Genomic DNA, 26245 nt, shown 5'->3' on the forward strand with positions numbered 1-26245 from the left:
AGCGCCTCGGCACCCTGCACGGCATCAACGCCCCCGAGTTCTTCGACCAGAAGCTGTTCAGCACCCTGATCCACACCTTGCGCAAAGAGGGTTACCTCTCCCCCGAGTGCAAGCCGGACCTCGGCCGCTTCCAGGCGCTGGCTGACAATATAGTGCCGCTGCTGAGCAACAAGATCCGCCGCACCATTCAGGCAGGCAATCAGCTCTGATCTGCAACGCAAACAAAGAAGGCCGCATGATGCGGCCTTCTTTTTTATCGGAGTCTGCGCGGGAACATGTCACGCCAGCAGGTAGTCGAGCACCAGACCGGCAAACACCAGCGCCCCCACATAGTTGTTGTTGAGAAACGCCTGGAAGCAGGCTTCTCGCTGCCGCTCACGAATAAGCCGCTGCTGATAGACAAACAGCACCGCCGCCCCCAGCAATCCCCAGTAATACCAGCCCCCCAGCGTCATCAGCTGCCCGACCGCCAACAGCAGCAGCAAAGTCGAGAGTTGCAATGCGCCGATGATCCGTTTGTCGTAACGACCAAACAGGATGGCGCTGGATTTGAGGCCGATCTTGAGGTCGTCATCCCGATCCACCATGGCGTACTGGGTGTCGTAAGCCACCGTCCAGAGCAGATTGGCAAAGAAGAGCAACCAGGCCACCAGCGGCAGGGCATCCGCCTGCGCCGCATAGGCCATCGGGATCGACCAGGAGAAGGCCATCCCGAGCACCAGCTGGGGATTGGAGATAAAGCGCTTCATGAAGGGGTAGCTCACCGCCAGCAGCAGGCCGACAAACGACAGACCGATGGTGAGCGGATTCATGGTCAGCACCAGACCAAACGAGATAAGCGCCAACACGAAGAAGAGCGCCAGCACCTCCCACGGTTTGACTCTGCCCGTAGGCAAGGGGCGACCAGCGGTGCGTTTGACGTGGCCATCGAAGTTGCGATCCGCATAGTCGTTGATCACGCACCCTGCCGAGCGCATCAAAAAGACGCCGACCACAAACACGGTCAGCACCCAGAGATTGGGCAGGCCACCAGCGGCCAGCCAGAGCGCCCACAGGGTTGGCCACAGCAGCAGCAGAGTACCTATGGGTTTGTCGACGCGGGCCAACTGCATATAGGCAAGTCCCCGCTCCTTGGTTAACAGATTCACTCCAGCTCCTTGTCACAGACGAGAGAGGGCAGAAACAGCTCGTGCACCAGCAGTGGCCACTGCCCCAGAAACAGACGGGAACGACGCCCCCAGACAGTGGCGGCCGGGCAACGGGGATTGGCGGCAATATCGAAACGGGCCAGCTGCAGATGATCGCGGCGGGCAGGCTCATGGCCAAATACCCGCTCACCCAGCGGCTGCTCACCAAGCTCGGCAATGCCGCTCCCTTGCAGCGCGTCATCGGCAAACAGGGTCCAGCCCAGCACGGCGGGCCCACGATCCCCGTGCAGGATCACCTCGCGGCAGGTACCAGCCGGCGAGGCCGAATCCACCAGCCACTGCTCATCGGCAGAAAGGGCGACCGGGTGATTGCCCAGCCATTCCACCGAAAAGTGGCGATTGTGCAGACGCAGACGCCGGGTCATGGAGCCGGGCTCCAGCAGCCAGGGGCGCAAGCTGGCGGGCAATTCACAAGATTCGGGGGCCAGCCACCCGCTTAACGGCGTGAGAGGAACAGTCAACTCGGACTTCACAGCTTCACCATCCAGAGATTTCCGTGTTCAGGTTAAAATCCGGTTTATTATCCGTAAATCAATAGCGAAATGTAAGAACATCCGTGCTTGACGGCCCCGATGGCAACATCAAAAATGGGTTATCTCTTGCTGATGAGCCATCTATATGAAGATCTTCAAAATTCTGCTGGTGTTGTTACTGAGCTGTGGTGCGCTGCATGTACAAGCCTCATCCGAAGAAGAGCCGCCCGCAGAGGGAGAAGAAGCAGCCGCAGCCGCCAAGCCGGGCTTTTCCTACCACGCGCTCGACCCCGACATCATCACCAACTACCTGAGCAACGGCAAAACCCTCGGTTATGTCCGAGTCACGGTGGAGCTAATGGCGGAAAACGAAGCCGACCTCAAGCTGCTGGAGCAGCATGACCCGCTCATCCGAGATACCATCATTCGTTTGATGGGCAGCAAGAGCGCCGAGCAGATCAAATCCCTGGTCAGCCGTGAAGAGTTGCGCAAGGAGTGCGAAACCAAGGTCAACGAACTGCTGGTCAAAGAGACTGGCAAGAAAGCGGTGCGCGAGCTTATCTTCACCAAGTTCCTCTACCAGTAATCCCTCCCGAAACAATCGCTTATTGGCATAACGGCCAATAAGCGAGCTTTACCGATTCACTCGAAATGAAAATCGATTACAATACGGCCGTCGAGTCTTAGAGGTAGTCGTTATGGGCAGCAAGACCCTGTGTGAGTGGCGTCGCCACGAGATCCCCACGGATCTCAAAGCGTTGCGCAAAATTGTTCGCAAGCCGAAATTCGTCTGCGGCAAGTGCGCCCGCAGCGCCAATGACAAGGGTTACCTCTGCCTGCCACTCCGCTTGAAAGAGGAGTAACCCCTCACGGTCAGTGCACTATTGATCGGTCCAACCCTGTCGTCCCTGCTCGAACAATCTGCGCGCCTGGGTATCGTTCGGGCAGACACCGCGATACTCCTCGCCTGAGCGGCCAGCCAGATAGAGATGCTCGGGGCGGCAATACCATGCCAATCCCTTCTGATGTCCCTGCTTCCACAGTTCGGTATCCACCTTCTTGCCACACTGGCCCTGATGGAACTCAACCCGTTCGGTGGTGAAGCCCAGCTTGCCGTCAGCCTCCCCCACTTCGCTCCACACCTTCTCGCAAGGGTCATCGTTGGAGACACAGCCCCCCAGCAGGGCCGCCAGCAATATGATGGAAAGTCGCATAGTCATCCTTGAGTGTCGTTTGAGCTGTTCATTCTTGACCAGCCAGGGGATGACCACAAGCAACTTGCATCCACCCTGTGAGCGCACCAAAAAAATCAGGCGGGCACAATGCCCGCCTGTTCATTCAATGCTATGGATCACGGGTTGTTGAAGGGGTCATCGAAGGGATCATCGTCCTGCCAGCCTTCTTCTTCCCACTGATCCAGCTCTTCTTCCCAAGAATCCGGCTCCCAATCATCATCAGAGGAGTCGTAATCCGGCTTGTGTCCACCCATCTTCACTCTCCTTGGATAGTTCACCCGCACTCCAATTTTATCCAGAATTGTCGGGCTCGCCAGTCAGAGAGAGTTCAAAGTTTGACCAAGGTGCGGCCGGCGATCTGGCCTTGCGTGATGGCCTCGGCGGCCTCCACTACCTGCTCCAGCCCAATCTCGGTGACCGCCTGTTCAAAGAAGCTGGCAGGCAGATCCCGTGCCAGTCGCTGCCACGCCAGTTGGCGACGTTCAAACGGGCACATCACCGAATCGACCCCCTGCAACCGCACATTACGCAGGATAAAGGGCATCACACTGGTCGGCAGATCGAAACCGCCCGCCAGCCCACAAGCTGCCACAGCGCCGCCATAGTTCATCTGGGCCAGCAGCTTGGCCAGCACCTGACTGCCGACGGTATCGATGGCAGCGGCCCAAAGCTGCTTCTCCAGCGGTTTGGCAGGCACCTGCAGCTCGCTGCGCGGCACGATGCGGCTGGCACCCAGTGCGGTCAGCATGGCGCCCTGCTCTTCGGGACGACCGGTCAGCGCCGCCACCTGATAGCCAAGGGCCGCCAGCAGGGCGACCGAGGTGGCCCCCACACCGCCTGCCGCACCGGTGACCAGCACCTCGCCGCTTTCGGGAGTAATGCCCGCCTCTTCCAGCGCCAGCACGCAGAGCATGGCGGTGAGACCGGCGGTACCGATGCACATGGCCTGGCGCTCATCCAGCCCGGCGGGCAACGGCACCAGCCAGTCACCCTTGACCCGAGCCTGTTCGGCCATGCCGCCCCAGTGGCCTTCACCCACACCCCAACCGGTCAGCACCACCTTGTCGCCGGGCTGATAGCGGCTGTCGGCAGACTCGAGCACGGTACCGGCGAAGTCGATACCGGGCACCAGTGGCCACTGGCGCACAATCTTGCCCTTGCCGGTAATGGCCAGCCCGTCCTTGTAGTTGATGGAGCTGTAAGCGACCGCTACCCGCACTTCACCTTCCGGCAACTGGCTCTCGGTCAGTCGGGTCAGGGTTGGAACAGTCTTGCCGTCTTGGTTTTCCAGTAACAGAGCCTTGAACATGGTTGCCTCTTTGATGACGTGTGAAACGGGGATCAGCTGCTTTGACGCTTTTGCAGTTGAAAATCGAGAGCCAGAGCGGTGCTCGTCATGGGTTCAGTCGTTCTCCAGCGCAGTGAGGCAGTGCGAGAGGGTGCGCGCCAGCGCTCCCTGATTGCGCAGCACCACGGCGCGAGCCTGCTCCCCCATCTCGCGGCGGGTGTTGCCGTCGGCAAACAGCTGGCTCACCCGCTCGCCCAGCTCGGCGGCATTGGCCACGATGGCGGCGCCACCCTGAGCCACCAGCTGGCGGGTGATGTCGCTGAAGTTGAAGTAGGCGGGCCCAGTCAGGCAAGGCTTGCCGAGCGCCGCCGGTTCCAGCAGGTTGTGACCGCCGATCTTCACCAGACTGCCACCGACGAAGGCCACATCGGCCGCCGCCAGCATCAGCGGCAGCTCGCCCATGGTATCGCCGAGATAGACCTTATCCCCGGTACTCACCGTAGCACCATCAGTGCGCCGCACGCAGCCATAAGGGGCGCACAGCTCGGCCACCCGGTCGAACCGCTCGGGGTGGCGCGGCACCAGAATGAGCAGCGCGTCGGGCTGGCGTTTGAGCAGCAGATCGAAGGCGGCCAGCACCTGCTCATCCTCACCCAGATGGGTACTGGCGGCGATCCAGACCGGCCGCTCGGCGCCCAGCTGCTGGCGCAGGGCACGCCCTTTGGCCTGCACCTCGTCACCAAACTGGATATCGAACTTGATGGAGCCGGTCACCGCCAGCCGCGAACGATCGATGCCGAGGCGGGCGAAGCGGTCGGCGTCATCCTGATGCTGGCAGAGCAGATGAGTCAACGGCCGGCTCAGGGCATCGAAGGCGCCGTGGAAGCGGGCATAACGCTGGCAGGAACGCTCGGAAAGACGGGCGTTGATGATGGTCACCGGCAGGTGGCGCGCCTCACAGGCGGCCAGCCAATTCGGCCACAGCTCGGTCTCCATCACCCAGAGCGCGCGCGGCTTGAAGGTGTCGAGAAAGGCGGCAATGGCCCAGGGGTAGTCGAGCGGCGCGTAGCGATGGATCACCAGATCCCCCAGCTTGGCAGCCTGATCGGCACCGGTGCGGGTGGTAGTGGTGAGCAGGATCGGCAGATCGGGCCGCTCCGCCTTGAGGGCGCGAATGAGCGGCGTGATGGCCAGCGTCTCCCCCACACTCACCGCATGGATCCAGAGCGGCGCCTCCTGTCCGGTGGCGGGCAGCCGCCCGAGGTGCTCGGCCCAGCGCTTGCCAAAGCCGGGCTTGCCCTTCTTCGGCTTGTAGAGGGCCAGCAGCGCCAGCGGCAATCCCAGATGGATCAGCAGGTTGTAGAGCAGGCGGTAGGGCATCTTACTGACTCTGCTCCAGCTTCTTGCAGGCATCGACCACCTGCTCCGGCGCCAGGTCGATCAGGCACTTGAGATGGCCGAACTTGCAGGTGCGCTTGAAGCAGGGGCGGCACTCGATGTCGGTGTGAACGATCTCGACCCGATCCGCCAGCGGCGGGGTGTAGAGCGGCGAAGTGGAGCCATAGACGCCCACTAGCGGCCGGTTGAGGGCGGCGGCGATGTGCATCAGACCGGAGTCGTTGGAGATGACCCGGCTGGCCAGCGCCATCAGATCGATCGCCTCGTGCAGGCTGGTCTTGCCCGCCAGCACGTGGCAGTTGGGGCGAGTCAGCAGGTTGACCCGATCCCGGATGGTGTTGGCAACCGGCACATCCTTGTTGGAACCGAAGATCCACACCTGCCACCCCTCGTCCAGATGCTGCTGGGCCACCACGGCGTAGTGCCCCTCCGGCCATCGCTTGGCCGGGCCAAACTCGGCACCGGGGCAGAGCACCAGCACCGGGCGGGTGCTATCCAGCCCCAGCCGCTCCAGTGCCTTGCTCTGGTTGATCAGATCGACGTGGAGCGCCGGGTGCGGAATGGTCGGGATATCGGCCCGGCTCTTCATCTGCGCCTTGGGATAGGCGAGCGCCAGATAGCCCTCCACCATCAGCGGGAAGGCGGACTTGTTGCTGCGCAGGTCGTTGAGCAGGCCGTAGCGGCTCTCGCCCTTCCAGCCGGTACGCACCGGAATGCGGGCAAACCAGGGGATCAGCGCCGACTTCATGGAGTTGGGCTGGACGATGGCCTGATCGTACTGCTCGGCCGCCAGCTGCTTGCCGAGGCGGCGGCGCGCCACCAGCTTGAAGTCACCGTGGCCAAGGGGCATGGTGATCGCCTTGTCCACCTCCGGCATCCGCTCCAGCAGGGCGCAGCACCAGGCGGGGGCCATCACGTGCAGTTCGCACTCCGGATGGTTGGCCTTGATCGCCTTGTAGAGGCTCTGGGACATCACCATATCGCCGACCCAGGAGGGGCCGATCACCAATATTTTCATCACGCGTCTTCTCTCGGGACGGGCCCGGCTGTTAATCATCACTGGGCGAGATTATGCCCCAAGAATGACTGGATAAATAACAGAAGATCCTTGGCAATCGCCTCTGCCGTCTCATTTTCCCAGTGACGATCTTCTTCCAACTGGGCGAGATTACGCGCCACATGCAATGGTCGGATAAATAACAGAAGATCCTTGCCAGGTACCTCTGCCGTCTCATTTTTCCACAGGTCTTCTGAAGAGACGCAACGCCAGCCGGACAGGTAAACAGCTGGCAGAAACGGGCAATGGCGGCTCTCTCTTTGACCCGTTTTTCCGTTAGAATGGTCCATCAATACGCATTCGACCCGCCAGCCGGGCAATAACCGTGAGCCCACATTCGTGAAAAAACCGACTCTGGCTGCCGTTCTGATCGTCAAGAATGAAGCCGACAACCTGCGCAAGTGCCTCGCCTCCCTCGACGGACTGGTGGACGAGATCGTCATTCTGGACTCCGGCAGTCAGGACGAGACCCCGGCCATTGCCGCCGAATTTGGCGCCCGCTTCTTCGTCAACGCCAAGTGGCCGGGCTTTGGCAAGCAGCGCCGACTGGCCCAGTCCCACGTGCAGTCCGACTGGGTGCTGTGGCTGGATGCCGACGAGCGGCTCACCCCCGAGCTGAAAACCGCCATCGCCGAGGTGATGGCCAATCCGGCCAGCGATACCATCTACTCGATCCCGCGCCTCTCCTGGGTGTTTGGCCGCTTTATCCGCCACAGCGGCTGGTATCCGGATCGGGTGCTGCGCCTCTACCCCAAGGCACTCACCAGCTACAACGAGGCGCTGGTGCACGAAAAGGTGGAAGTACGGGCCAACATGAAGATCGTCAACATTCATGGCGACCTGCTCCACTTCACCTATCGGGATCTGGAGCACTATCTGGTGAAATCGGCCGGTTATGCCCGCGCCTGGGCCGATCAGCGCACCGCTCGCGGCAAGAAGGGCTCTCTCAGTCAGGGGCTGATCCACGCGGTCGGCTGCTTCCTCAAGATGTACCTGCTCAAAGCGGGCTTCCTCGATGGCAAGCAGGGGCTGCTGCTGGCGATCCTCTCCGCCCACTCCACCTTCGTTAAATACGCAGACCTCTGGGTGCGCCAGCAGCCGCAGCAGCCGGAATAACCGTCATACGAAACAGGGCCCTGCGGGGCCCTGTTTGCATTGCTGCATACCTTACTTGCGCCAGAAAGGCGCCGCCCAGCGGGCCATCACCGGCACCATGGTCTTGGGATCGAGCTGGCTCATATCCTCAGGATGGTCGCTATCCTCCGGCGGGCTGAAGGCAAGGTGACGCCCTTCGCTGTTGAGGGGCTTCCAGCGCAGCGGAGTAGCGGAGCGGCGCATCGGGAAGAAACCGATAGTCGGCACATCGAGCGCACCGGCGATATGGAGCGGGCCGGTACTGCCAGCGATAAACAGGGCTGCGTTGGCCAGCACCTGACAGAACATCGGCAGACCGTCGCTGGAGCGGTAGATCCAGCCATTGCCGCCGTGGGCCAGCAGCTCGGCCGCCAGCTGTTCGGCCATCTTCTCCTCGCCCGGGCCTGCGGTCAGCACGCACTGCAGCTCGGGGCAGGCCTGATTGAGCTTGATGATGATGCGGGCATACTGCTCGATGGAGAGGTTGTTGGCCGAACCGCCGCTACCGGCATGCACCATCAGCCAGGGGCGGCTGGCATCGAGCTTGAGCTTGAGTGCCAACTGCTCGCGCACCTGTAGCAGGGTCTCGTCATCGAACTGCAGGAAGGGGGTCTTGGGCTCCACCACGGCCACCTGCTGATCGGCCAGGAAGCGGCGGATCAGCTCCAGGTTGTACTCGGACTCCGGTTTCTGGGAGCGGGAGCGACGCTGCACCAGTCGCTGGTTGTAGAGCACCTGCGCCAGCTTGGTCGCCGGGGCCAGCCGGTAAGGGATGTGCGCCTTCCACACCAGCATGGCGTTGCGGGAGTTGGAGAAGAGGCAGATGGACGCGTCGAACGCCGCCGCCTTGATCCGCGCCAGCAGCGCTCGCTGTTGCTCCTTGTCGGCCCGCACGCCCGGATCGATGATCACCTCGTCAATCCAGGGGCAGAGCCGGGCCAGCGGCGCCGTGTAGGCCGGAACCAGGGCAGTCACATGACACTCCATGGAGCCTTTGAGCATGGCGAAGCTAGGCCACGCCAGCATGAAGTCACCAATCTTGTCATTGCGAACGACCAGAATACGTTTCATAAAAAATCCCTTTGCTCCCTGTCACCAATGCAAGGAGGCTTGATGCGCGATGGCGTATTCTTGCCTGATGCACTGCTATTCTCAAGCGACGACCTTATAATGCGACCAAATTTCCAGGTTGCAGGACCACAAAGATGACTACCAGGGTGATCTATCCCGGGACATTTGATCCCGTTACCAATGGCCATGCCGACCTGATCGGCCGCGCCGCCAAGCTGTTTGACGAGGTGATCGTCGGCGTCGCCAACAGCCCGAGCAAGCGCCCGCTGTTCGATCTGGCGGAACGTGTCCAGCTTGTCCAGCAAGTGACCAGCCAGCTTCCCAACGTCAAGGTGGTCGGCTTCTCCGGGCTGCTGGTCGATTTCGCCAAAGAGCATCAGGCCAATGTGCTGATCCGCGGCCTGCGCGCCGTCTCCGACTTCGAGTACGAGTTCCAGCTGGCCAACATGAACCGCCGCCTGATGCCCACGCTTGAGAGCGTCTTCCTCACCCCGGCCGAGGAGAACTCCTTTATCTCCTCCACCTTGGTGAAAGAGGTGGCGCTGCACGGTGGCGACATCCGCCAGTTTGTCGACCCCGTGGTAGCCCAGGCAATCGCAGCCAAACAGCAACAGCGCTAATTCCTCCCCTGATGGCAGAAACGACAAGGGCTACCCGCGGGTAGCCCTTGTTGTATCTCTCTCGCTATGGAGAGGTCAGCCTGCTTGCCGGTTCCTGACGGGCGAACCGCTCGTTCATCTCCTGAACCAGCAGATCGAGCCACTCGTAGCGGCGCCGATACATGGCCCGCTTCCTGGAGGCAATCTCCTCCAGCGGCTTGCGCGGCTGGGTTTGCAGGGCGACAAAGTTGGCATCCACATCCCGGGCGTCGAACTCCTGCCACAGCTCGTCATAATCGGCCTGCAGGTTGGCTTTTTGCTTGCTGCTGTAGCGCCTAGCCTGAAACACGTGGGCCCGCTTGCGCACCGCCAGCACCTCCGCCGCCCCCATGCTCTGCGCCAGTTGCAGCACCAGCTGCACCAGCAGGGATTTGGGCCGCAGGCCGTGTCCCTCTTTGGTCAGCTCGCGCACCCGATCCTGGGCATTCTCGACCGCAGGCTCCGGCCCCTGCATGGAGCCGATCATCAGAATCAAATGATCCACGCTACCCGCCAGCGAAAAGGCGCAGCTGTAGAGGCGCTGCCCCTCGCCGTTGACGATGGAGAGCGCCAGCTCGGCCTCGCGGCGGAAGGTGCCATCATGGCGCAGCAGAAGGCGGCAGCCACTCTGGGGATAGTGCCCCAACTCGATCCCCTCGCCCAGATAGAGGGGATCAATCAGCTGGGGGTAGCACTCCAGCAGCAACCGATAGTGATTTTCCAGCATCTCGGCCCGTTGACGGGCGCTGGCACAGGCGAAGCGATAGGGACGCATCGGCTTGTCGAGCAGCTCGGGATAAACAGCTGGCAGTGCCTTGAGCGAGTCGCACTGAAACAGGCTGAAGACCCGGCTCAACGACTTGCGATAGAGCAGGCTGCGCAGCACAAACTTGCCGCGATTGAAGGTTTGGCGCTCGCACCCCTCGGGATAGAGGAAGCGGGCCATGGATTTTGCGCAATAGCGCTCCTGCCGGGATAGATACTCCCAGTCTATTGATTTTAAAGTCATTTCTAGTTCTCAAACCGCCTGAACGGCCGCTGATACTAGTAATGACTGCGCAAATATTCAACAGCCTGGAAATATGCTGTTACAACTTCCCCCGGATCGGGGAAAAAAGTACGCTCAGCGCTGGCAATGACTGCAAAAAACCGTGGTACGCTGCCCCATTCTTGTCTCGGTCAGCAGGGTGTGACAGTGGAAACAGGGCTGACCGCCACGGCCGTAGACCTGCAACTGCTGCACGAAATAGCCTGGCTTGCCATCGGCACTGGTGAAATCCTTGAGGGTGGTGCCGCCCTGCCGGATGGCTTCGGCCAACACCCGCTTGATCTCGGCCACCAGGGTTCCCAGCCGCTCGGCGCTGATATTGCCCGCCGCCCGTTTGGGGTGAATACCGGCGGCATAGAGCGCCTCGTTGGCGTAGATGTTGCCTACCCCGACCACCACCTGATTGTCCATCAGGAACTGCTTGATGGCAGTGCTGCGCCCCTTGGCACGCCCCTGCAGGTAATCAGCACTGAAGGCATCGGTGAGCGGCTCGGGCCCCAGCTTGGCGAGCAGCGCGTGGGCTTCGGCCGGTTCCCTGGTCCAGAGCAGGGCGCCGAAGCGGCGCGGATCGTTGAGCCGCAGCAGCTTGCCATTCTCCAGCTCGATATCCACATGGTCGTGCTTCTCGGCCGGGGTGCCGATATCCAGTACCCGCAGGCTGCCGGACATCCCCAGATGGAGGATGGCGGTGCCGAAATCGGTCTCCAGCAGCAGGTATTTGGCACGGCGGCGCACCCGATGGATGGTGAGGTCCACCAGCTCCTGAATCTCACCGGGGATCGGCCAGCGCAGGCGGCCATCCCGCACCACCACGCGCGTCACCTTGATACCGGTGAGCCAGGGGGAGATCCCCTGACGGCTGACTTCAACTTCTGGCAATTCAGGCATGGGTACCTCACAAGGAAAAGGAACTCAGGGGGCAGGGCGCAGCAGATCGCGATACTGCTCGGCTGTGAGGGCGAGCCAGAGACCGGACGGCAGCTGGGCACCATACTGACCGCTATTCTGATAGAGGCCGATCTCGACCGGATCGTTCTGGCCGGCAATCCACACCTTGATGGTCACCGGCGCACCGCGTACCGCTTCACCGGGGGGTAAAAACCAGCCCTGCCAACGTGCCAGACGGGCATCCAGCTGCGCGCTGTCGAGCCCCAGATCCGGCCCGCTGCGCCAGCCCTGACCGATCCGCTCAATCTGCCAGCTCGGCCCCTGCCAGGTGAGCACCACAGCCGCATCAGGCAGCAAGGGGCGAGCCCGCTTGGCGCTATTCTCCTGCTGGGCCAACTCCATACGATGCAACAGGGTGATCACGATCAGCACCACCACGATGATCACGTTATTCCAGCCTTTGCGGCTCAATTTGAACATGGCAAGTCTCCCTTTGAACCGGCAGTGTACTGAATTCGACGCATAAAAAAACCCGGCACGAAGCCGGGTTTTTGGGAATGCAGCATCAAGTAATTACTTGATTTTGCCTTCCTTGTAGATCACATGCTGACGAACAACGGGATCAAACTTTTTGATCTCCATTTTTTCGGGCATGGTGCGCTTGTTTTTGGTAGTGGTATAGAAGTGACCAGTACCGGCGCTGGAGTTCAGGCGAATTTTCTCGCGAATACCTTTAGCCATGATCTAATTCCTTATACCTTAACACCGCTGGCGCGCAGTTCAGCCAGAACCACTTCAACGCCACGCTTGTCGATGATACGCATGCCTTTTGCGGATACGCGCAGGCTTACGAAGCGTTTTTCACTCTCAACCCAGAAACGGTGAGTGTGCAGGTTCGGCAGGAAACGACGCTTGGTAGCGTTGTTAGCGTGCGAACGGTTGTTACCAACTGCCGGGCGCTTGCCGGTTACTTGGCATACTCTAGACATGTCAGTCTCTCCAAATCTTACTTCATTGCTCGAGCAAATATCTGCCCCGCTGGCCTTCGATTGCGGGGCAAACAGAAGGCGGCATTTTATACAGCATCCGTGATCAAAGATCAACTAATACGGTGCCAGAGCACAGTTATAGCCAACCGCGCTCGGCAAAAGAAACCGTGATGCCGTCACCGATCACCAAGTGATCCAGCACTCTGATATCGATCAGGGCCAAAGCGGCCGTGATCCGATCCGTGATCTGGCGGTCGGCCCTGCTGGGCTCGGCGACGCCGGACGGGTGATTATGCGCCAGAATCACTGCGGCTGCATTATGTTTGAGCGCGATCTGCACGATTTCTCTTGGCCAGACGCTCGCCGAGTCGATGGTGCCGAAAAAAAGCTCAACAAATTGAATGACTCTGTGCTGATTGTCGAGCAACAACAGGGCAAACACCTCGCGTGGCCGATCCCGCAGTTGGGCCTGCAGATAGTCCCGGGTCAGCTGGGGCGAGGTGAGGGCATCGCCCCGTTGCAACTGCTCGGCCAGATGGCGTCTGGCCATCTCCAGCACCGCTTGTAGCTGGGCATATTTGGCCGGGCCAAGGCCGTGCGCCTCGCAGAATGCCCGTTGATCCGCCCCCAGCAAGCTGCGCAAAGAGCCGAATTGATTCAATAGATTACGTGAAAGATCCACTGCACTCAGGCCATTGACGCCAGTGCGCAGAAAGATGGCGAGCAGCTCGGCATCGGAGAGCGCCGCGGGCCCCTGACGCAGCAGCTTCTCTCTGGGGCGTTCATCTTCCGGCCACTCTTTGATGCTCATTTGTCTCTCCCTCATCCCTGTTGAGAAAAAACATAGCAAAAAATTGCGCGCGCCCGACCACACCCCTTGATGCCAACCCCTGTCGTCATTCATTGCCTGTGGTATCTTAGCCGACCAGTCAGAATGAGCCGGATAGAGAAACAGCAGATGAGATTGGCCGATAAACGCATCCTGTTGGGTGTCAGTGGCGGGATCGCCGCCTACAAGAGTGCCGAGCTGGTACGCCGCCTGAAAGATCAGGGCGCCGAAGTGCGGGTGGTGATGACCCGCTCCGCCAAGGAGTTCATCACCCCGCTGACCCTGCAGGCGGTCTCCGGTCATCCGGTGGCCTACAGCCTGCTGGACCCCTCTGCCGAGGCGGGCATGGGCCATATCGAGCTGGCCAAGTGGGCCGATCTGGTGCTGATCGCCCCCGCCAGCGCCAACCTGATGGCGCGGATGGCTGCAGGCATGGCCGACGAACTGCTGACCACCCTCTGTCTGGCCACTCCGGCGCCCATCGCGCTGGCACCAGCAATGAACCAGCAGATGTATCTCAACGCCGCGACCCAGGCCAACCTCAAGACCCTGGCCAGCCGCGGCATTCTGCTGTGGGGGCCGGATGCTGGCAGCCAGGCTTGTGGCGATGTGGGCCCGGGCCGGATGCTGGCCCCCCTCGAACTGGTGGATCGCTGCTGTCAGCAGCTGGCCGCCGAGCCCTTGCTGGCAGGCGTCAAGCTGCTGCTCACCGCAGGGCCAACCCGCGAGGCACTGGATCCGGTGCGCTACATCAGCAACCACAGCTCCGGCAAGATGGGCTACGCCATCGCCCGAGCTGCCCGTGAAGCGGGTGCCGAAGTGACGCTGGTGAGCGGGCCGGTGACGCTGGCGACGCCTGCGGGCGTTACCCGTGTCGATGTGGAGAGCGCGGAGCAGATGCATCAGGCTGTGATGAGCCGGGTGGGCGAGTGCGACCTCTTCATCGGTTGCGCCGCGGTAGCCGACTACCGTCCCGAACAGGTCGCCAGCCAGAAGATCAAGAAAACCGGCGACAACGACCAGATGGTGGTGAAGCTGGTGAAAAACCCCGACATCATCGCGGCCGTCGGTGCCCTTTCAGACAAACCCTTCACCGTCGGATTTGCCGCCGAAACCGTGGATGTGGAACAATACGCCCTCGACAAGTTGCAGCGTAAGCGGCTGGACATGATCGCCGCCAACGATGTGTCCCGCGAGGGGCAAGGCTTCAACGCCGATGACAACGCCCTGACCGTGTTCTGGCAAGGGGGCCAGGCCCCGCTGCCGCTGGCCGACAAGCTGACGCTGGCCCGTCACCTGATCGCCCTGATTGCGCGCCACTACCGGCACTGAGCGTCCCGACAGAACAAGACTCACGGCACCCCGCCTGCCAAGAGGGGCGCCAATACAAGATCCAACTGAAAAAGCGATTCATGACTACACAAATTGAACTGAAGATTCTGGATGCCCGTATCGGTACCGAGTTCCCGCTGCCCGCCTACGCAACACCGGGCTCTGCCGGCATGGATCTGCGCGCACTGCTGGATGCGCCGCTGACTCTGGCTCCGGGTGATACCACCCTGGTGCCGACCGGTCTGGCCATTCACATCCAGGATCCGAGTCTGTGTGCCACCATCCTGCCCCGCTCCGGCCTCGGCCATAAGCACGGCATCGTGCTGGGCAACCTGGTCGGTCTCATCGATTCCGATTACCAGGGTCAGCTGATGGTCTCGGTCTGGAACCGCGGCAAGGATGAGTTCACCATGCAACCCGGCGAGCGCATCGCCCAGCTGGTGATCATGCCGGTAGTTCAGGCCAGCTTCCAACTGGTCGATGAGTTCAATCAGAGCGAACGGGGTGAAGGCGGTTTTGGTTCTTCTGGTCGCCAATAACAGACCACACCAGCCTGATAGGCGGTGCTTAATAACAGAATCAAGCCATTGTTTTTTTAGGGGAATCCATGGCAAGCAGTAATCAGAAACAGAGTCGGCGCGATCAGATCCTGCAAGCGCTCGCCCATATGCTGGAAACCAGTCCGGGGCAGCGCATCACCACGGCCCGTCTGGCGGCCGAGGTCGGCGTCTCTGAAGCAGCCCTCTATCGACACTTTCCAAGCAAGGCGCGGATGTTCGAGGGGCTGATCGACTTTATCGAGGATTCCCTGCTGTCACGGGTCAATCTGATCATGGCGGAAGAGAAGGACACCATGGCGCGCTGCCACCATATCCTGCAGCTGCTGCTGGTGTTCGCCGAGCGCAATCCCGGCATCACCCGCATCCTCAATGGTGACGCCCTGCTGGGTGAGCACGATCGGCTGCGGGATCGCATCAGCATCCTGTTTGACAAGCTGGAGACCCAGATCAAGCAGGTGCTGCGCGAGAAGCGGCTGCGCGAGGGTCAAGGCTTCCAGCTCGACGAGACCATGCTGGCCAATCTGCTGCTGGCCTACACCGAAGGTCGTATCAGCCAGTTTGTCCGTTCCGAGTTCAAGCTCAAGCCGACCGCCGGTTTCGAAGATCAGTGGCAATTTATCCGCAGCCAACTGCTGCAGAGCTGATGGTTTTTTCGCGTCATTCAGCAAAAAGAAGGGAGGCTTTGGCCTCCCTTCTTTTTTATGGCAGGTTTTTATGGCAGAAAAGAAGTACCAGATGCGACCCGTACTGTCGCGCTGCGGTGTTAGATTTATCCACCATAAACCTTTTAGAACCTGACAGGACATCCTATGGAACCCGAAATCATTACCGAAGCGCAGACCTGGCTGGTCAATAATCAGGGACTGCTGATCGAATACGGCGTCAATATCGCCGCCGCCCTGCTGACCCTGCTGGTCGGCTATATCGCCGCCAACCTCATCAGCGGTGGCGTGGTCAAGGTGATGCAGGCCCGCAAGCTGGACACCACAGTCACCCACTTCGTCGGCAGCATCCTCAAGTACGCCATTCTGGTGTTCGTGGTGATCGCCGCGCTGGGCCGTGTCGGCGTGCAGACAGCCTCCTTCGTCGCCATTATCGGTGCCGCCGGTCTGGCCATCGGTCTGGCGCTGCAGGGCTCGCTCTCCAACTTCGCTGCCGGCTTCCTGCTGATCATCTTCCGCCCCATCAAGGCGGGCGAGTTTATCGAAGTGGCGGGCACCGCGGGTGTGGTGCAGTCCGTTCAGCTCTTTACCACTACCCTCACCTCAGGTGACAACAAGATGGTGGTAGTACCGAACTCCGCCATCCTCAACGGCACCATCGTCAACTACTCGCGTATGGATACCCGCCGCGTCGATATGACCTTTGGCATCGGCTACGGTTCTGACCTGCGCAAGGCCAAACAGATCCTGGAGCGTCTGGTAAGCGAAGAGCCGCGCATCCTGAAAGATCCGGCAGCCACCATCGCCGTCGCCGCGCTGGCCGACTCCTCGGTCAATATCGTGGTGCGCCCCTGGGTGAAAACCGCTGACTACTGGGGTGTCTGGTTCGACTTCCACGAGAAGGTGAAACTGACCTTTGATGCCGAAGGCATCGAGATCCCCTTCCCGCAGATGGTGATGCACATGCAAAAACCGCAGGCGTGATCGCGGTTCTGCTGCAACAGACAATGCCAGCCTTCGGGCTGGCATTGTCGTTTCTGGCCCCAGCCCATGGCCATGTCGGTGCATAACCACGCCAACCGGATGAAAACAATTTCAGGCTATCGGGGTGGCCCCAATCATGAGCAAGCGCAAGATCCGCCTTGCTTTCGTGACACATAATCCCAATGTTCTGGTTGTATGCTCCCGACAGTGACCCATTGCGGTAAAAGACAATCGGTAAAAATCTGTTACACGGGCCGCCCGATCGGCTCGGTATAATGCTCGGATAATAAGGTTTGGCGGGACCTTGCCTGCAAGGTTCAAACACAACTTGGCATTTCAGGAATCCTATGAAAAATATCAATCCAACCCAAACCCAGGCCTGGCAGGCACTGGAAGCCCACTTTGCAGCAAACAAAGAGACCCGACTCAAGGATCTGTTCGCGCAGGACCCGAAGCGCTTTGACAAGTTTTCCCTCACCTTCGGCGGCGACATCCTGGTTGATTACTCGAAGAACCTGATCACCGAAGAAACCCTCAAGTTGCTGGTTGATCTGGCCAAAGAGACCGATCTTCGCAGCGCGATCGATGCCATGTTCAATGGCGACAAGATCAACATGACCGAAGGCCGCTCCGTACTGCACGTGGCCCTGCGCAACCGCTCCGACCGCCCCATCGAGTGCGACGGCAAGGACGTGATGCCGGAAGTGAACGCCGTACTGGCCAAGATGAAAGGCTTCTGCGAGAAGGTAATCGGAGGCGAGTGGAAAGGCTACACCGGCAAAGCGATCCAGCACGTGGTCAACATCGGTATCGGTGGTTCCGATCTCGGCCCGGTGATGATCACCGAGGCACTGCGTCCCTACAAAAACCACCTGCAGATGCACTTCGTCTCCAACGTCGATGGCACCCACATCGCTGAGACCCTGAAGAAGATCGATCCGGAAACCACCCTGTTCCTGGTGGCCTCCAAGACCTTCACCACCCAGGAGACCATGACCAACGCCCTGACCGCCCGCGACTGGTTCATCAACATCGCCGGTGACAAGGCCCACGTTGCCAAGCACTTCGCCGCGCTCTCCACCAACGGCAAGGCCGTGGCCGAGTTCGGCATCGACACCAACAACATGTTCGAGTTCTGGGACTGGGTTGGCGGCCGCTACTCCTCTTGGTCTGCCATCGGCATGCCCATCGCCCTGTCTGTCGGTTTCGAGAACTTCGAAGCCCTGCTGCAAGGCGCCTTCGAGATGGACATGCACTTCGCCACTGCCTCCTATGAGCAGAACGTGCCGGTGCTGCTGGCGCTGATTGGCCTGTGGTACAACAACTTCTACGGTGCCGAATCCGAAGCCATCCTGCCGTACGACCAGTACATGCACCGCTTCCCTGCCTACTTCCAGCAGGGCAACATGGAGTCCAACGGCAAGTACGTGGATCGCAACGGCAAGCCGGTTGACTACCAGACTGGCCCCATCATCTGGGGTGAGCCGGGCACCAACGGCCAGCACGCCTTCTACCAGCTGATCCACCAGGGCACCAAGCTGATCCCCTGTGACTTCCTGGCGCCGGCCATCAGCCACAACCCGATAGGTGACCACCACCCGAAACTGCTGGCCAACTTCTTCGCCCAGACCGAGGCGCTGGCCTTCGGCAAGAGCAAGGAAGAGGTCGAAGCCGAGTTCCTGGCTGCTGGCAAAACGCTGGAGCAGGTCAAGGATCTGGTGCCGTTCAAGGTGTTCGAAGGCAACCGCCCGACCAACTCCATCCTGTTCAAGAGCCTGACCCCGAAAACCCTGGGTGCCCTGATCGCCATGTACGAGCACAAGATCTTCGTACAGGGCGCAATCTGGAACATCTTCTCCTTCGACCAGTGGGGTGTGGAGCTGGGCAAACAGCTGGCCAACAAGATCCTGCCGGAGCTGGGCAACAACGAGGCTGTCACCAGCCACGACTGCTCCACCAACGGTCTGATCAACACCTGGAAAGCGTGGAAAGCCTGATTTATCCGGCCTTCCTGAATGCAAAAGCCCCGCTCGATGAGCGGGGCTTTTTTATGACCATCTTTTATGACTGTCAGGCTGATTTTTCTGGCTGGCCGGTCGGGTGTCCAGTCCGACCGGCGACGGGGATCGTCATCCCCGCCCCTTCATCATCCAGCCCGATGCAGGCTTAACCGCCGACGGCGATGCGTTTCATGTCTTTCATATAACCGCGCAGTACCTGGCCGATCTTCTCGATCGGGTGGTTACGAGTCGCTTCGTTGGCCGCCAACAGCGCCAGGTTATCCACGCTCTGTCCTTCCGCCTTGCTGGCACCCAGATCGCCCGCTTTCAGGGTCGGCATGAAGTGCTCGCGCAGCAAGGGTACGGCGGCGTTGGCGAACAGGTAGTTGCCGTACTCGGCAGTATCGGAGATGACCACGTTCATCTCGTACAGACGCTTGCGAGCAACGGTGTTGGCAATCAGCGGCAGCTCGTGCAGGGATTCGTAGTAGGCAGACTCCTCGTAGATACCGGAGGCCACCATGGTTTCGAACGCCAGCTCGACACCCGCCTTGACCATGGCCACCATCACCACGCCATTGTCGAAGTACTCCTGCTCGGCAATCTTGCCAGCGAACGCCGGGGCGTTTTCGAAGGCGGACTTGCCGGTCTCTTCACGCCAGGTGAACAGTTTGACATCATCTTCGGCCCAGTCGGCCATCATGCCGCGGGAGAACTCACCGGCAATGATGTCATCCATGTGCTTCTCGAACAGCGGGCGCATCAGGGTCTTGAGCTGCTCGGAGAGCTCGAAGGCGCGCAGCTTGGCAGGGTTGGAGAGGCGGTCCATCATCAGGCTGATACCACCCTGTTTCAGGGCTTCTGTGATGGTCTCCCAACCGAACTGGATCAGCTTGCCGGCGTAGGCCGGGTCTGTGCCTTCGGCAACCAGCTTGTCGTAGCAGAGCAGGGAACCGGCTTGCAGCATGCCGCAGAGGATGGTCTGCTCGCCCATCAGGTCAGATTTCACTTCCGCCACGAAGGAGGACTCCAGCACCCCGGCACGGTCGCCGCCGGTAGCAGAGGCCCACGCCTTGGCGATGGCCATGCCTTCGCCTTTCGGGTCATTTTCCGGGTGAACGGCGATCAGGGTCGGTACGCCGAAGCCGCGCTTGTACTCTTCACGCACTTCGGTACCCGGGCACTTGGGCGCAACCATCACAACCGTGATGTCGGAGCGGATCTGCTGACCCTCTTCCACCACGTTGAAGCCGTGGGAGTAGCCCAGCGCGGCGCCCTGCTTCATCAGCGGCATCACGGTTTTCACCACGTCAGAGTGCTGTTTGTCCGGAGTCAGGTTCAGCACCAGATCGGCGGTCGGGATCAGCTCTTCATAGGTGCCGACCGCGAAGCCGTTGTCGGTAGCCTTCTGCCAGGAGGCGCGCTTCTCGGTGATAGCGGCCTTGCGCAGGGCGTAGGAGATATCCAGCCCGGAGTCGCGCATGTTCAGACCCTGGTTCAGACCCTGGGCACCGCAGCCCACAATCACCACCTTCTTGCCCTTCAGCACGTTGCAGCCGTCCGCGAACTCTTCGCGCTGCATGAAACGACACTTGCCCAGTTGGGCCAACTGCTGACGCAGGTTCAAGGTGTTGAAATAGTTAGCCATGGTGATTGCTCCGTTCGATTGATTCCATGCCGGATAGCGGCGTTGTCTGAACCACTATAGCGCGGGACACTTATTGCCTGAACTGATATATTCGAAACAGTATGTTGCAATAACTGAAACGATCACCCTTCATAATTGCCTGCTGAATGTACCGCGAGATGGCAGAAACAAGCCGCCAACCGCTGGATATCGGGCACACCAGCCGCGCCAGGAGCTGAAAGATGGACCTTCGCAATCTCGAGCTGTTTCTCCACCTCGCCGACTCCCTCCACTTCGGCAAGAGCGCCGATGCCATGGCGGTCAGCCCCTCCACCCTGAGCCGCGCCATCCAGCGGCTGGAGCAGGAGACCGGCTGCATCCTGTTCGAACGGGACAACCGCTCGGTGCGCCTCACCCCCGCCGGCGAGAAGCTGCGCGAATTCGGCGGCGGCCTGTTGCAGGAGTGGCGCCAGCTCAAGCAGGAGCTCAAACGCAGCGATGAACCGTTGCAGGGGCGGCTGCGGGTCTTCTGCTCGGTCACCGCCAGCTACTTTCTGCTGCCCGAAGTACTGGAGCGCTTTCGCCGCCGCTACCCCCAGCTGGAGATCAAGCTGGAGACTGGCGACCCTGCGCTGGCGGTGGACAAGATCCTGGCCGACGAGGCCGATCTCGCCATCGCCGCCCGCCCCGATGCTCTGCCCGCCAAGCTGGAGTTCGCCAGCCTGCAGCTGGTGCCACTGGTCTTTATTGCGCCGCGCAATGCCCCACAGCTCAACCAGTGGTTCCGTCAGGGGGAGCCGGACTGGGAGCAGCTGCCAGTCATCCTCTCCGAGCAGGGGCTGGCCCGCAAACGCAGCGATCAGTGGTTTCGCAACAAGGGGATAGCGCCCAACATCTATGCCGAAGTGGCGGGCAACGAGGGGATTGTCGCCATGGTGGCGCTCGGCTGTGGCGTGGGGCTGGTGCCGGCAGCGGTGATCGACCATAGCCCGCTCGGCGACAAGGTGCGGATCATCGACCTCAAACCCGCCTTCAAGCCATTTGATGTGGGGATCGGGGTACTCAAGAAGCGACTGGAAGAGCCGCTGATCCGCGCCTTCTGGGATACAGCGCAGAACCAGAACTCACTGCGCTGAGACGGGCTGGTAGATGAGCGTCGGGTCGGCCATCATCTTGCGACTCGACAACGGCAGATCAGGGTTGTTCAGCTCGAGGCGCACCCGCTCATCCAGTTTCAGCCGCCGAATGGTGCTGCCAAATCCCTCTTCAAAGACCCGGTCAAAAGCACCAGACTGCCGCGCCCGCTGCAGGCCAAGCTCGATGCGCTGCGCCAGCTCCGGATATTTGGGCGAAACAAAGAAGAGCAGCGCCAGCGGATAGCGAAACACCAGATGGGGCTCGATGGCGAGATCCGGATGCTGCCTTAGCTCATCCTCGACCTCGATGACCGATCGAAGGAAGCAGTCAAAACGCTTCTTGCGCAGCATGTTGAAGAGCGCCTCATAAAGATTGCCCACCGTCACCTTGAGGCCGTTAGCCCGCAGCAACTGGGTGTCTGGCCAAGATCTGTGCTGACCGATGGAGAGCCCGGCGCGATGCCAGTCTGCCAACGACCCGATCGCGGCAAAACGCCCCTCATCCCCCTGCCGAACCAGACACACCCGCCACCCCAGCAGCCCCTTGGCCAGCGGAATGTGGATTGCCAGCAACTCCCGCTCTCGCGCACCATCGGGGGCAAAGACACCGACCTGAACCAGCTCACCGCTGCGCAGCTCCTTCACCGCCCGCCCCTGCTCCATTTGCGGGCTGGATACAAGCTGATAGGGGCCATATTCGGGCACGGTGAGATCGAGGGAGAGGCGCAACAACTGGACGACGGCGGGGTTGGGGTGATCCAGCAGCAGATTCCAGGCGCGGATAGGCTGCTCGGCTGCCGTTGCGCCAACCGTCCACAGTGCCATGCACCACCACCAGACTCTGATCATCCTGCGCACCATCCGTGCCTCATGCTCCTCGCCATGCTATAACGTCAGCCAGCACCTCAACGACGCCCTCTCTGAAAGATGTGTGAGCGCTCTCGTGTCAAATCTCGTGTCAAAAGTGACAATAGGCAAACCCGGCAGGTCATCGCAGACTGGTCGTTCATCAACAAACGCCAAGGCGCAGGGAGGAGAGCCATGAAACAGCATCTGGTAGAGATCAAGGGTTCAACCCTGTTTGACGAGTATCTGCAAAGCATGGGCGTGCCCAGCACGACGCTCGACCGGGAGCAGGATATCTATCTGCAGGAACGCCACCTGGGAGCCATTCGCCGGGTGCAAGGAGAACTGCGCTTTTATCTGCGTGCCAACGCCCTGAACAAACGGTGATCAGGATCCGGTCACAGAACCCGCAGCAAAGGCGTATTAGACTGGTATCTTCCCCCTTCTGTCGGGAGTGCCCATGAAAGCAAGCGGTCTGGATCGGCTGTTCAAACCCCACTCAATCGCCGTGATCGGCGCCTCGACCGACCCGCTCAAGGCGGGTCATGTGATCGTGCGCCACCTGCTGGCGGGCCACTTCAAAGGGCCCATCCTCCCCGTCACCCCGCGTAACAAAGCCATCGCCGGCGTGCTGGCCTATCCCGATATCGCCAGCCTGCCGCTAACCCCGGATCTCGCCATCATCTGCACCAGGCGGGAGCGGGTCTTGCCGTTGCTGGAAGCGCTTGGCCAGAAGGGGGCGGGGGCGGCCATCATACTGGCCGCCGACTTTTCCCCCGAGGAGCGGCTGGAGCTGAAACGGGTCTGCCAACAATACGGCATTCGCCTGCTCGGCCCCAACAGCATGGGAATGCTGCTACCCGGCCAAGGGATCAACGCCAGCTTTTCACCCATTGCCGCCAAGCCGGGGCAGGTCGCCTTTCTCTCGCAATCCGCCGCCGTCAGCACCACCATTCTGGATTGGGCCAAGCAGCATGAACTGGGCTTTTCCGCCTTTATCTCACTTGGCGATCACTGCGATATCGACTTCGGCCAGCTGCTGGATCAGCTCTCCCGCGACAGCGTCACCCGTGCCATCTTGATCTATATGGACAAGCTGCACGACGCCCGCCACTTTCTCTCGGCGGCGCGGGCCGCCTCGCGCAACAAGCCGATCCTGGTACTGAAAAGCGGGCGCCACGATCCGGCCCACGGCCTCGACAATGTCTATGACGCCGCTATCCGCCGCGCCGGTATGCTGCGGGTACGGGATACCCACGAGCTGTTTGCCGCAGTGGAAACACTGAGCCACTCCATGACCCTCAAGGGGGAGCGGCTCGCCATCATCTCCAACGGCCGCGGGCTGGCCAATATGGCGGTGGATGTGCTGCTGGAGCGTGGCGGCAAGCTGGCTCGCCCGCCGCTCGACATCGGCAGCGATGCCACCATCGCCACCTATCAGGAGGCGTTGGACAGCGTGTTGCAGGAGGATGGTATCGACGCCATCCTGATTATCCACGCACCCTCGCTCACAGCACCGAATGCACCGCTGGCCAGCCATCTTATCGCCCATCTGAAACAGCATCCCAGAGCGCGCCGTTTCAATATCCTCACCAACTGGGCGGGCGAATACTCGGCGCAGGAGGGTCGCAAACTCTTTACCGAGGCAGGTTTCCCGACCTATCGCACGCCGGAAAGTGCCATGGCCGCCTTCATGCACATGGTGGAATACCGCCGCAACCAGAAGCAATTGATGGAGACACCGGCATCACTGCATGGCAACCAGCTCAATGTCGAGCTCTGCCAACATCTGGTCCGTCAGGCGCAGGAGCGCAAGCAGCTGAGGCTGGATACCCATCTGGTGCATCCAATTTTGCAGGCTGCCGGCCTCTCGACCCTGCCAACCTGGATCGTCACCGATGCCATCGAGGCGACCCTGACCGCCGAGCAGATCGGCTATCCGGTGGCAGTGAAACTGCGCTCACCCGACATCCAACACAAGTCTGCCGTACACGGGGTGGTGCTCAATCTGCGCACCTCGGCAGAAGTGGCGCAAGCCGCAGATGCCATTCTGGATCGGGTCAGACAACACGATCCGGGCGCCCGCATCGAAGGCTTGCTGGTGCAACGCATGGCCCGCCGCAGCGGCGGCCTGGAGCTGCGGGTGCGGATCCAGCAAGACGCCATCTTTGGCCCCGTCATCCTGCTGGGTGAGTCGGGCGCCGAACCGCAGGAGATGGTGGCTGCCTTGCCACCGCTCAATCAGGCACTGGCCCGTTACCAGATCATCGGCGCACTCAAGAGCCGCAAGATCCGTGAGCAGGCCACACCGGAACGACTGGATATCGATGCCTTGGGCCAAGTGCTTTGCCAGCTCTCAGAGCTATTGCTCGCCTTTCCGGAGATTCAGGAGCTGGACCTGCACCCGCTGCAAGCATGCGGTACCGAGATGGTGGTACTGGATGCCAGCCTCACACTGACTGACCCCGCCATCCCGATAATCAACCGACTGGCGATCCGCCCCTATCCCACCGAACTGGAGGAGGGTGCCTGGCTTAAAGATCAGCGCCATATCCTGCTGCGCCCAATCCGGCCGGAAGATGAACCGGCTCACAAGCAGTTCGTGCTGCAAGTCTCTGATGAAGACAGGTACAAACGCTTCTTCGCCGATGTCGGCGAACTGGGTCACGAAGAGCTGGCCCGCATGACCCAGATCGATTACGACCGGGAGATGGCCTTCGTAGCGGTGGGGCAAGATGGCGAGCTGCAGGATCAAATCCTCGGCGTGGTACGCGCTATCTCGACCCCGGACCTGAGCGATGCCGAGTTTGCCATTCTGGTGCGATCGGACTTGAAAGGGGTGGGGCTCGGCAAATTGATGATGGAGAAGATCATCCGTTACGCCAAAGAGCAGGGGATTGGCCAGCTATCCGGCATGACCATGCCCAGCAATCGCGGCATGGTCAACCTCGCCAAACGGCTTGGCTTCAAGATCGATGTGCAGATGGACGAGGGGGTGGTCAATATGGAACTGCCCTGCAACCAGCAGAAGGCTGATTTGGCCGCCTGTAAACTCGCTCAAATGGCTGATAAGGCTCGGATATAGCCAGAAAATGGTGGAAATAACCGGCTGTCTTACGATCCTTCCGACAGGTAAAAGCCAGCCATTGGCTGGTTTAACACACTAAAAACACCAAAGCCCGGTCGTCAGACTGGGCTTTGTGTTGGTTCTGGTGTGCAAACCTGTGGGTCACTTGATAAAACCACCCATAGCAAAAAGGCCTTCCCATCAGGGAAGGCCTTCAAATTAGTGGCGGAGCGGACGGGACTCGAACCCGCGACCCCCGGCGTGACAGGCCGGTATTCTAACCGACTGAACTACCGCTCCGCATTCGGTTAGCTTTCGCTAAATCTTCTGCTGCTTCTTATGAGGTGTCATCCTCGCAGCCGGCTATGTGTTTTCACATCACCGTTTAATTGGGTGCCTGGCAGTGTCCTACTCTCGCATGGCGAATGCCACACTACCATCGGCGCTACCGCGTTTCACTTCTGAGTTCGGCATGGGATCAGGTGGTTCCACGGCGCTATGGCCGCCAGGCAAATTCTTCAATCTTGGAAAGCTGATGTGAATAACAACTTGGCTAGTTTGCTTTGTCATTACCACTGAATTTGAGTAGTTCGTTCATTCGCTACAAGCCTTAGAACACTTCTTGGGTGTTGTATGGTTAAGCCTCACGGGTAATTAGTACGGGTTAGCTCAATGCATCGCTGCACTTACACACCCCGCCTATCAACGTTGTGGTCTCCAACGGCCCTTTAGGACCCTCAAGGGGTCAGGGATGACTCATCTCAGGGCTCGCTTC

General features: G+C 60.4%; 31 protein-coding genes, 1 tRNA gene and 2 rRNA genes. 14 read left to right on the plus strand and 20 right to left on the minus strand.

All coding sequences use genetic code 11. The annotated features are described in order from the left end of the window. Positions 1 to 209 (plus strand): hypothetical protein (locus G5358_RS11765; protein ID WP_421324130.1); only part of this gene is annotated, 209 nt, incomplete at its 5' end. Between the two features lie 69 nt (positions 210 to 278). Here G5358_RS11765 and ubiA read toward each other — a convergent pair. Next, entirely contained in the window at positions 279 to 1148 is an 870-nt protein-coding gene (gene ubiA / locus G5358_RS11770; protein ID WP_421324131.1) for a 4-hydroxybenzoate octaprenyltransferase, read from the minus strand. Continuing rightward, on the minus strand, positions 1145 to 1681 hold the full coding sequence (locus tag G5358_RS11775; RefSeq protein ID WP_266135683.1) for a chorismate--pyruvate lyase family protein: 537 nt from the start codon (positions 1679 to 1681) through the stop codon (positions 1145 to 1147). Before G5358_RS11775 ends, ubiA begins: the two co-directional genes overlap by 4 nt. A gap of 145 nt (positions 1682 to 1826) precedes the next feature. Here G5358_RS11775 and G5358_RS11780 point away from each other — a divergent pair, with 145 nt between their 5' ends. Then, positions 1827 to 2267, plus strand: a complete 441-nt coding sequence (locus G5358_RS11780) for a flagellar basal body-associated FliL family protein (RefSeq protein WP_216952370.1) — start codon at positions 1827 to 1829, stop codon at positions 2265 to 2267. Positions 2268 to 2379: 112 nt separating this feature from the next. Continuing rightward, positions 2380 to 2544, plus strand: coding sequence for a hypothetical protein (locus G5358_RS11785; protein ID WP_216952372.1), 165 nt, complete (start codon positions 2380 to 2382; stop codon positions 2542 to 2544). A gap of 18 nt (positions 2545 to 2562) precedes the next feature. Here the strand turns inward: G5358_RS11785 and G5358_RS11790 are convergent, their stop codons facing one another. The 6 genes from G5358_RS11790 to G5358_RS11815 form a co-directional block, all read right to left on the minus strand. Then, complete coding sequence (locus tag G5358_RS11790) at positions 2563 to 2895, minus strand: DUF2799 domain-containing protein (protein WP_216952374.1); 333 nt, start codon at positions 2893 to 2895, stop codon at positions 2563 to 2565. A 137-nt stretch (positions 2896 to 3032) separates the two neighbouring features. Continuing rightward, positions 3033 to 3170, minus strand: a complete 138-nt coding sequence (locus G5358_RS11795) for a hypothetical protein (RefSeq protein WP_216952376.1) — start codon at positions 3168 to 3170, stop codon at positions 3033 to 3035. A 74-nt stretch (positions 3171 to 3244) separates the two neighbouring features. Further along, the gene (locus tag G5358_RS11800) at positions 3245 to 4225 is read right to left on the minus strand and encodes an MDR family oxidoreductase (RefSeq protein ID WP_421324132.1); all 981 of its coding nucleotides are present in this window, start codon (positions 4223 to 4225) and stop codon (positions 3245 to 3247) included. A 93-nt stretch (positions 4226 to 4318) separates the two neighbouring features. Continuing rightward, positions 4319 to 5584 (minus strand): lipid IV(A) 3-deoxy-D-manno-octulosonic acid transferase, encoded by a 1266-nt coding sequence (gene waaA / locus G5358_RS11805; RefSeq protein WP_421251555.1) that lies wholly within the window; start codon positions 5582 to 5584, stop codon positions 4319 to 4321. Between the two features lies 1 nt (position 5585). After that, on the minus strand, positions 5586 to 6620 hold the full coding sequence (gene waaF, locus G5358_RS11810) for a lipopolysaccharide heptosyltransferase II (RefSeq protein WP_421251556.1): 1035 nt from the start codon (positions 6618 to 6620) through the stop codon (positions 5586 to 5588). A gap of 38 nt (positions 6621 to 6658) precedes the next feature. Then, entirely contained in the window at positions 6659 to 6949 is a 291-nt protein-coding gene (locus G5358_RS11815; RefSeq protein WP_421251557.1) for a hypothetical protein, read from the minus strand. Positions 6950 to 6998: 49 nt separating this feature from the next. On the opposite strand from G5358_RS11815, the gene G5358_RS11820 reads away from it, so the two are divergent. Next, on the plus strand, positions 6999 to 7775 hold the full coding sequence (locus G5358_RS11820; RefSeq protein WP_005357395.1) for a glycosyltransferase family 2 protein: 777 nt from the start codon (positions 6999 to 7001) through the stop codon (positions 7773 to 7775). 51 nt (positions 7776 to 7826) lie between these two features. Here the strand turns inward: G5358_RS11820 and G5358_RS11825 are convergent, their stop codons facing one another. Then, the gene (locus tag G5358_RS11825) at positions 7827 to 8864 is read right to left on the minus strand and encodes a glycosyltransferase family 9 protein (protein WP_005339514.1); all 1038 of its coding nucleotides are present in this window, start codon (positions 8862 to 8864) and stop codon (positions 7827 to 7829) included. 134 nt (positions 8865 to 8998) lie between these two features. On the opposite strand from G5358_RS11825, the gene coaD reads away from it, so the two are divergent. Beyond that, a complete protein-coding gene (coaD, locus tag G5358_RS11830; RefSeq protein ID WP_071914926.1) occupies positions 8999 to 9484 on the plus strand; it encodes a pantetheine-phosphate adenylyltransferase in 486 nt (161 codons plus the stop codon). A gap of 64 nt (positions 9485 to 9548) precedes the next feature. Here coaD and G5358_RS11835 read toward each other — a convergent pair whose 3' ends face one another. The 6 genes from G5358_RS11835 to radC form a co-directional block, all read right to left on the minus strand. Further along, a complete protein-coding gene (locus tag G5358_RS11835) occupies positions 9549 to 10511 on the minus strand; it encodes a VirK/YbjX family protein (RefSeq protein WP_421324133.1) in 963 nt (320 codons plus the stop codon). A gap of 114 nt (positions 10512 to 10625) precedes the next feature. Beyond that, entirely contained in the window at positions 10626 to 11438 is an 813-nt protein-coding gene (mutM, locus tag G5358_RS11840; protein WP_005357390.1) for a bifunctional DNA-formamidopyrimidine glycosylase/DNA-(apurinic or apyrimidinic site) lyase, read from the minus strand. Between the two features lie 24 nt (positions 11439 to 11462). Beyond that, positions 11463 to 11918 (minus strand): hypothetical protein, encoded by a 456-nt coding sequence (locus G5358_RS11845; protein ID WP_421324134.1) that lies wholly within the window; start codon positions 11916 to 11918, stop codon positions 11463 to 11465. A gap of 93 nt (positions 11919 to 12011) precedes the next feature. Then, entirely contained in the window at positions 12012 to 12179 is a 168-nt protein-coding gene (gene rpmG, locus G5358_RS11850) for a 50S ribosomal protein L33 (protein ID WP_005307500.1), read from the minus strand. 11 nt (positions 12180 to 12190) lie between these two features. Next, positions 12191 to 12427 (minus strand): 50S ribosomal protein L28, encoded by a 237-nt coding sequence (gene rpmB / locus G5358_RS11855; protein WP_005307492.1) that lies wholly within the window; start codon positions 12425 to 12427, stop codon positions 12191 to 12193. A 136-nt stretch (positions 12428 to 12563) separates the two neighbouring features. Then, positions 12564 to 13238 (minus strand): RadC family protein, encoded by a 675-nt coding sequence (radC, locus tag G5358_RS11860; protein WP_005339502.1) that lies wholly within the window; start codon positions 13236 to 13238, stop codon positions 12564 to 12566. 147 nt (positions 13239 to 13385) lie between these two features. Here radC and coaBC point away from each other — a divergent pair, with 147 nt between their 5' ends. The 6 genes from coaBC to G5358_RS11890 all read left to right on the plus strand — a co-directional run bounded on the left by coaBC (position 13386) and on the right by G5358_RS11890 (position 18964). Further along, positions 13386 to 14588 (plus strand): bifunctional phosphopantothenoylcysteine decarboxylase/phosphopantothenate--cysteine ligase CoaBC, encoded by a 1203-nt coding sequence (coaBC, locus tag G5358_RS11865; protein ID WP_064335087.1) that lies wholly within the window; start codon positions 13386 to 13388, stop codon positions 14586 to 14588. 80 nt (positions 14589 to 14668) lie between these two features. Beyond that, the gene (dut, locus tag G5358_RS11870; protein ID WP_421266907.1) at positions 14669 to 15127 is read left to right on the plus strand and encodes a dUTP diphosphatase; all 459 of its coding nucleotides are present in this window, start codon (positions 14669 to 14671) and stop codon (positions 15125 to 15127) included. Positions 15128 to 15195: 68 nt separating this feature from the next. Further along, entirely contained in the window at positions 15196 to 15792 is a 597-nt protein-coding gene (gene slmA, locus G5358_RS11875) for a nucleoid occlusion factor SlmA (protein WP_005339495.1), read from the plus strand. A gap of 165 nt (positions 15793 to 15957) precedes the next feature. Continuing rightward, the gene (locus G5358_RS11880) at positions 15958 to 16794 is read left to right on the plus strand and encodes a mechanosensitive ion channel domain-containing protein (RefSeq protein ID WP_005339493.1); all 837 of its coding nucleotides are present in this window, start codon (positions 15958 to 15960) and stop codon (positions 16792 to 16794) included. A 347-nt stretch (positions 16795 to 17141) separates the two neighbouring features. Further along, positions 17142 to 18791: a glucose-6-phosphate isomerase gene (gene pgi, locus G5358_RS11885; protein WP_021231531.1), complete on the plus strand. Its 1650-nt coding sequence runs from the start codon at positions 17142 to 17144 to the stop codon at positions 18789 to 18791. Next, the gene (locus tag G5358_RS11890) at positions 18779 to 18964 is read left to right on the plus strand and encodes a hypothetical protein (RefSeq protein WP_216952396.1); all 186 of its coding nucleotides are present in this window, start codon (positions 18779 to 18781) and stop codon (positions 18962 to 18964) included. Before pgi ends, G5358_RS11890 begins: the two co-directional genes overlap by 13 nt. On the opposite strand, the gene ilvC is transcribed toward G5358_RS11890, so the two are convergent. Continuing rightward, on the minus strand, positions 18961 to 20442 hold the full coding sequence (ilvC, locus tag G5358_RS11895; protein WP_005355979.1) for a ketol-acid reductoisomerase: 1482 nt from the start codon (positions 20440 to 20442) through the stop codon (positions 18961 to 18963). The genes G5358_RS11890 and ilvC overlap by 4 nt on opposite strands. Positions 20443 to 20663: 221 nt before the next feature. Here ilvC and ilvY point away from each other — a divergent pair, with 221 nt between their 5' ends. Further along, positions 20664 to 21557, plus strand: a complete 894-nt coding sequence (ilvY, locus tag G5358_RS11900; protein WP_005339488.1) for an HTH-type transcriptional activator IlvY — start codon at positions 20664 to 20666, stop codon at positions 21555 to 21557. Here ilvY and G5358_RS11905 read toward each other — a convergent pair. Next, positions 21546 to 22406 (minus strand): transporter substrate-binding domain-containing protein, encoded by an 861-nt coding sequence (locus tag G5358_RS11905; RefSeq protein ID WP_216952397.1) that lies wholly within the window; start codon positions 22404 to 22406, stop codon positions 21546 to 21548. The two genes, ilvY and G5358_RS11905, sit on opposite strands and share 12 nt — an antisense overlap. Before the next feature lie 192 nt (positions 22407 to 22598). Here G5358_RS11905 and G5358_RS11910 point away from each other — a divergent pair, with 192 nt between their 5' ends. Both G5358_RS11910 and G5358_RS11915 read left to right on the plus strand, forming a co-directional pair. After that, a complete protein-coding gene (locus G5358_RS11910; protein ID WP_216952398.1) occupies positions 22599 to 22790 on the plus strand; it encodes a hypothetical protein in 192 nt (63 codons plus the stop codon). A gap of 73 nt (positions 22791 to 22863) precedes the next feature. Continuing rightward, a complete protein-coding gene (locus G5358_RS11915; RefSeq protein WP_421324135.1) occupies positions 22864 to 25488 on the plus strand; it encodes a GNAT family N-acetyltransferase in 2625 nt (874 codons plus the stop codon). A 205-nt stretch (positions 25489 to 25693) separates the two neighbouring features. Here the strand turns inward: G5358_RS11915 and G5358_RS11920 are convergent. The 3 genes from G5358_RS11920 to G5358_RS11930 form a co-directional block, all read right to left on the minus strand. Beyond that, a tRNA-Asp gene (locus tag G5358_RS11920) sits at positions 25694 to 25770 on the minus strand. A 95-nt stretch (positions 25771 to 25865) separates the two neighbouring features. Then, a 5S ribosomal RNA gene (gene rrf / locus G5358_RS11925) occupies positions 25866 to 25980 on the minus strand. A gap of 123 nt (positions 25981 to 26103) precedes the next feature. Continuing rightward, positions 26104 to 26245: ribosomal RNA gene (locus G5358_RS11930) — 23S ribosomal RNA — on the minus strand; the annotation flags it as partial.

Source organism: Aeromonas sp. 604176 (genome assembly GCF_049170755.1).
GTDB lineage: Bacteria > Pseudomonadota > Gammaproteobacteria > Enterobacterales > Aeromonadaceae > Aeromonas > Aeromonas veronii_A.

Excerpts from the sequence above, each read along its gene's own strand:
- G5358_RS11780 (WP_216952370.1), top strand. The coding sequence starts at position 1,827 with ATGAAGATCTTCAAAATTCTGCTGGTGTTGTTACTGAGCTGTGGTGCG.
- G5358_RS11785 (WP_216952372.1), top strand. The coding sequence starts at position 2,380 with ATGGGCAGCAAGACCCTGTGTGAGTGGCGTCGCCACGAGATCCCCACG.
- G5358_RS11790 (WP_216952374.1), bottom strand. The coding sequence starts at position 2,895 with ATGCGACTTTCCATCATATTGCTGGCGGCCCTGCTGGGGGGCTGTGTC.
- G5358_RS11795 (WP_216952376.1), bottom strand. The coding sequence starts at position 3,170 with ATGGGTGGACACAAGCCGGATTACGACTCCTCTGATGATGATTGGGAG.
- G5358_RS11800 (WP_421324132.1), bottom strand. The coding sequence starts at position 4,225 with ATGTTCAAGGCTCTGTTACTGGAAAACCAAGACGGCAAGACTGTTCCA.
- waaA (WP_421251555.1), bottom strand. The coding sequence starts at position 5,584 with ATGCCCTACCGCCTGCTCTACAACCTGCTGATCCATCTGGGATTGCCG.
- waaF (WP_421251556.1), bottom strand. The coding sequence starts at position 6,620 with ATGAAAATATTGGTGATCGGCCCCTCCTGGGTCGGCGATATGGTGATG.
- G5358_RS11815 (WP_421251557.1), bottom strand. The coding sequence starts at position 6,949 with ATGGACCATTCTAACGGAAAAACGGGTCAAAGAGAGAGCCGCCATTGC.
- G5358_RS11825 (WP_005339514.1), bottom strand. The coding sequence starts at position 8,864 with ATGAAACGTATTCTGGTCGTTCGCAATGACAAGATTGGTGACTTCATG.
- coaD (WP_071914926.1), top strand. The coding sequence starts at position 8,999 with ATGACTACCAGGGTGATCTATCCCGGGACATTTGATCCCGTTACCAAT.
- G5358_RS11835 (WP_421324133.1), bottom strand. The coding sequence starts at position 10,511 with ATGACTTTAAAATCAATAGACTGGGAGTATCTATCCCGGCAGGAGCGC.
- mutM (WP_005357390.1), bottom strand. The coding sequence starts at position 11,438 with ATGCCTGAATTGCCAGAAGTTGAAGTCAGCCGTCAGGGGATCTCCCCC.
- G5358_RS11845 (WP_421324134.1), bottom strand. The coding sequence starts at position 11,918 with ATGTTCAAATTGAGCCGCAAAGGCTGGAATAACGTGATCATCGTGGTG.
- rpmG (WP_005307500.1), bottom strand. The coding sequence starts at position 12,179 with ATGGCTAAAGGTATTCGCGAGAAAATTCGCCTGAACTCCAGCGCCGGT.
- rpmB (WP_005307492.1), bottom strand. The coding sequence starts at position 12,427 with ATGTCTAGAGTATGCCAAGTAACCGGCAAGCGCCCGGCAGTTGGTAAC.
- radC (WP_005339502.1), bottom strand. The coding sequence starts at position 13,238 with ATGAGCATCAAAGAGTGGCCGGAAGATGAACGCCCCAGAGAGAAGCTG.
- coaBC (WP_064335087.1), top strand. The coding sequence starts at position 13,386 with ATGAGATTGGCCGATAAACGCATCCTGTTGGGTGTCAGTGGCGGGATC.
- dut (WP_421266907.1), top strand. The coding sequence starts at position 14,669 with ATGACTACACAAATTGAACTGAAGATTCTGGATGCCCGTATCGGTACC.
- slmA (WP_005339495.1), top strand. The coding sequence starts at position 15,196 with ATGGCAAGCAGTAATCAGAAACAGAGTCGGCGCGATCAGATCCTGCAA.
- G5358_RS11880 (WP_005339493.1), top strand. The coding sequence starts at position 15,958 with ATGGAACCCGAAATCATTACCGAAGCGCAGACCTGGCTGGTCAATAAT.
- pgi (WP_021231531.1), top strand. The coding sequence starts at position 17,142 with ATGAAAAATATCAATCCAACCCAAACCCAGGCCTGGCAGGCACTGGAA.
- ilvC (WP_005355979.1), bottom strand. The coding sequence starts at position 20,442 with ATGGCTAACTATTTCAACACCTTGAACCTGCGTCAGCAGTTGGCCCAA.
- ilvY (WP_005339488.1), top strand. The coding sequence starts at position 20,664 with ATGGACCTTCGCAATCTCGAGCTGTTTCTCCACCTCGCCGACTCCCTC.
- G5358_RS11905 (WP_216952397.1), bottom strand. The coding sequence starts at position 22,406 with ATGATCAGAGTCTGGTGGTGGTGCATGGCACTGTGGACGGTTGGCGCA.
- G5358_RS11910 (WP_216952398.1), top strand. The coding sequence starts at position 22,599 with ATGAAACAGCATCTGGTAGAGATCAAGGGTTCAACCCTGTTTGACGAG.
- G5358_RS11915 (WP_421324135.1), top strand. The coding sequence starts at position 22,864 with ATGAAAGCAAGCGGTCTGGATCGGCTGTTCAAACCCCACTCAATCGCC.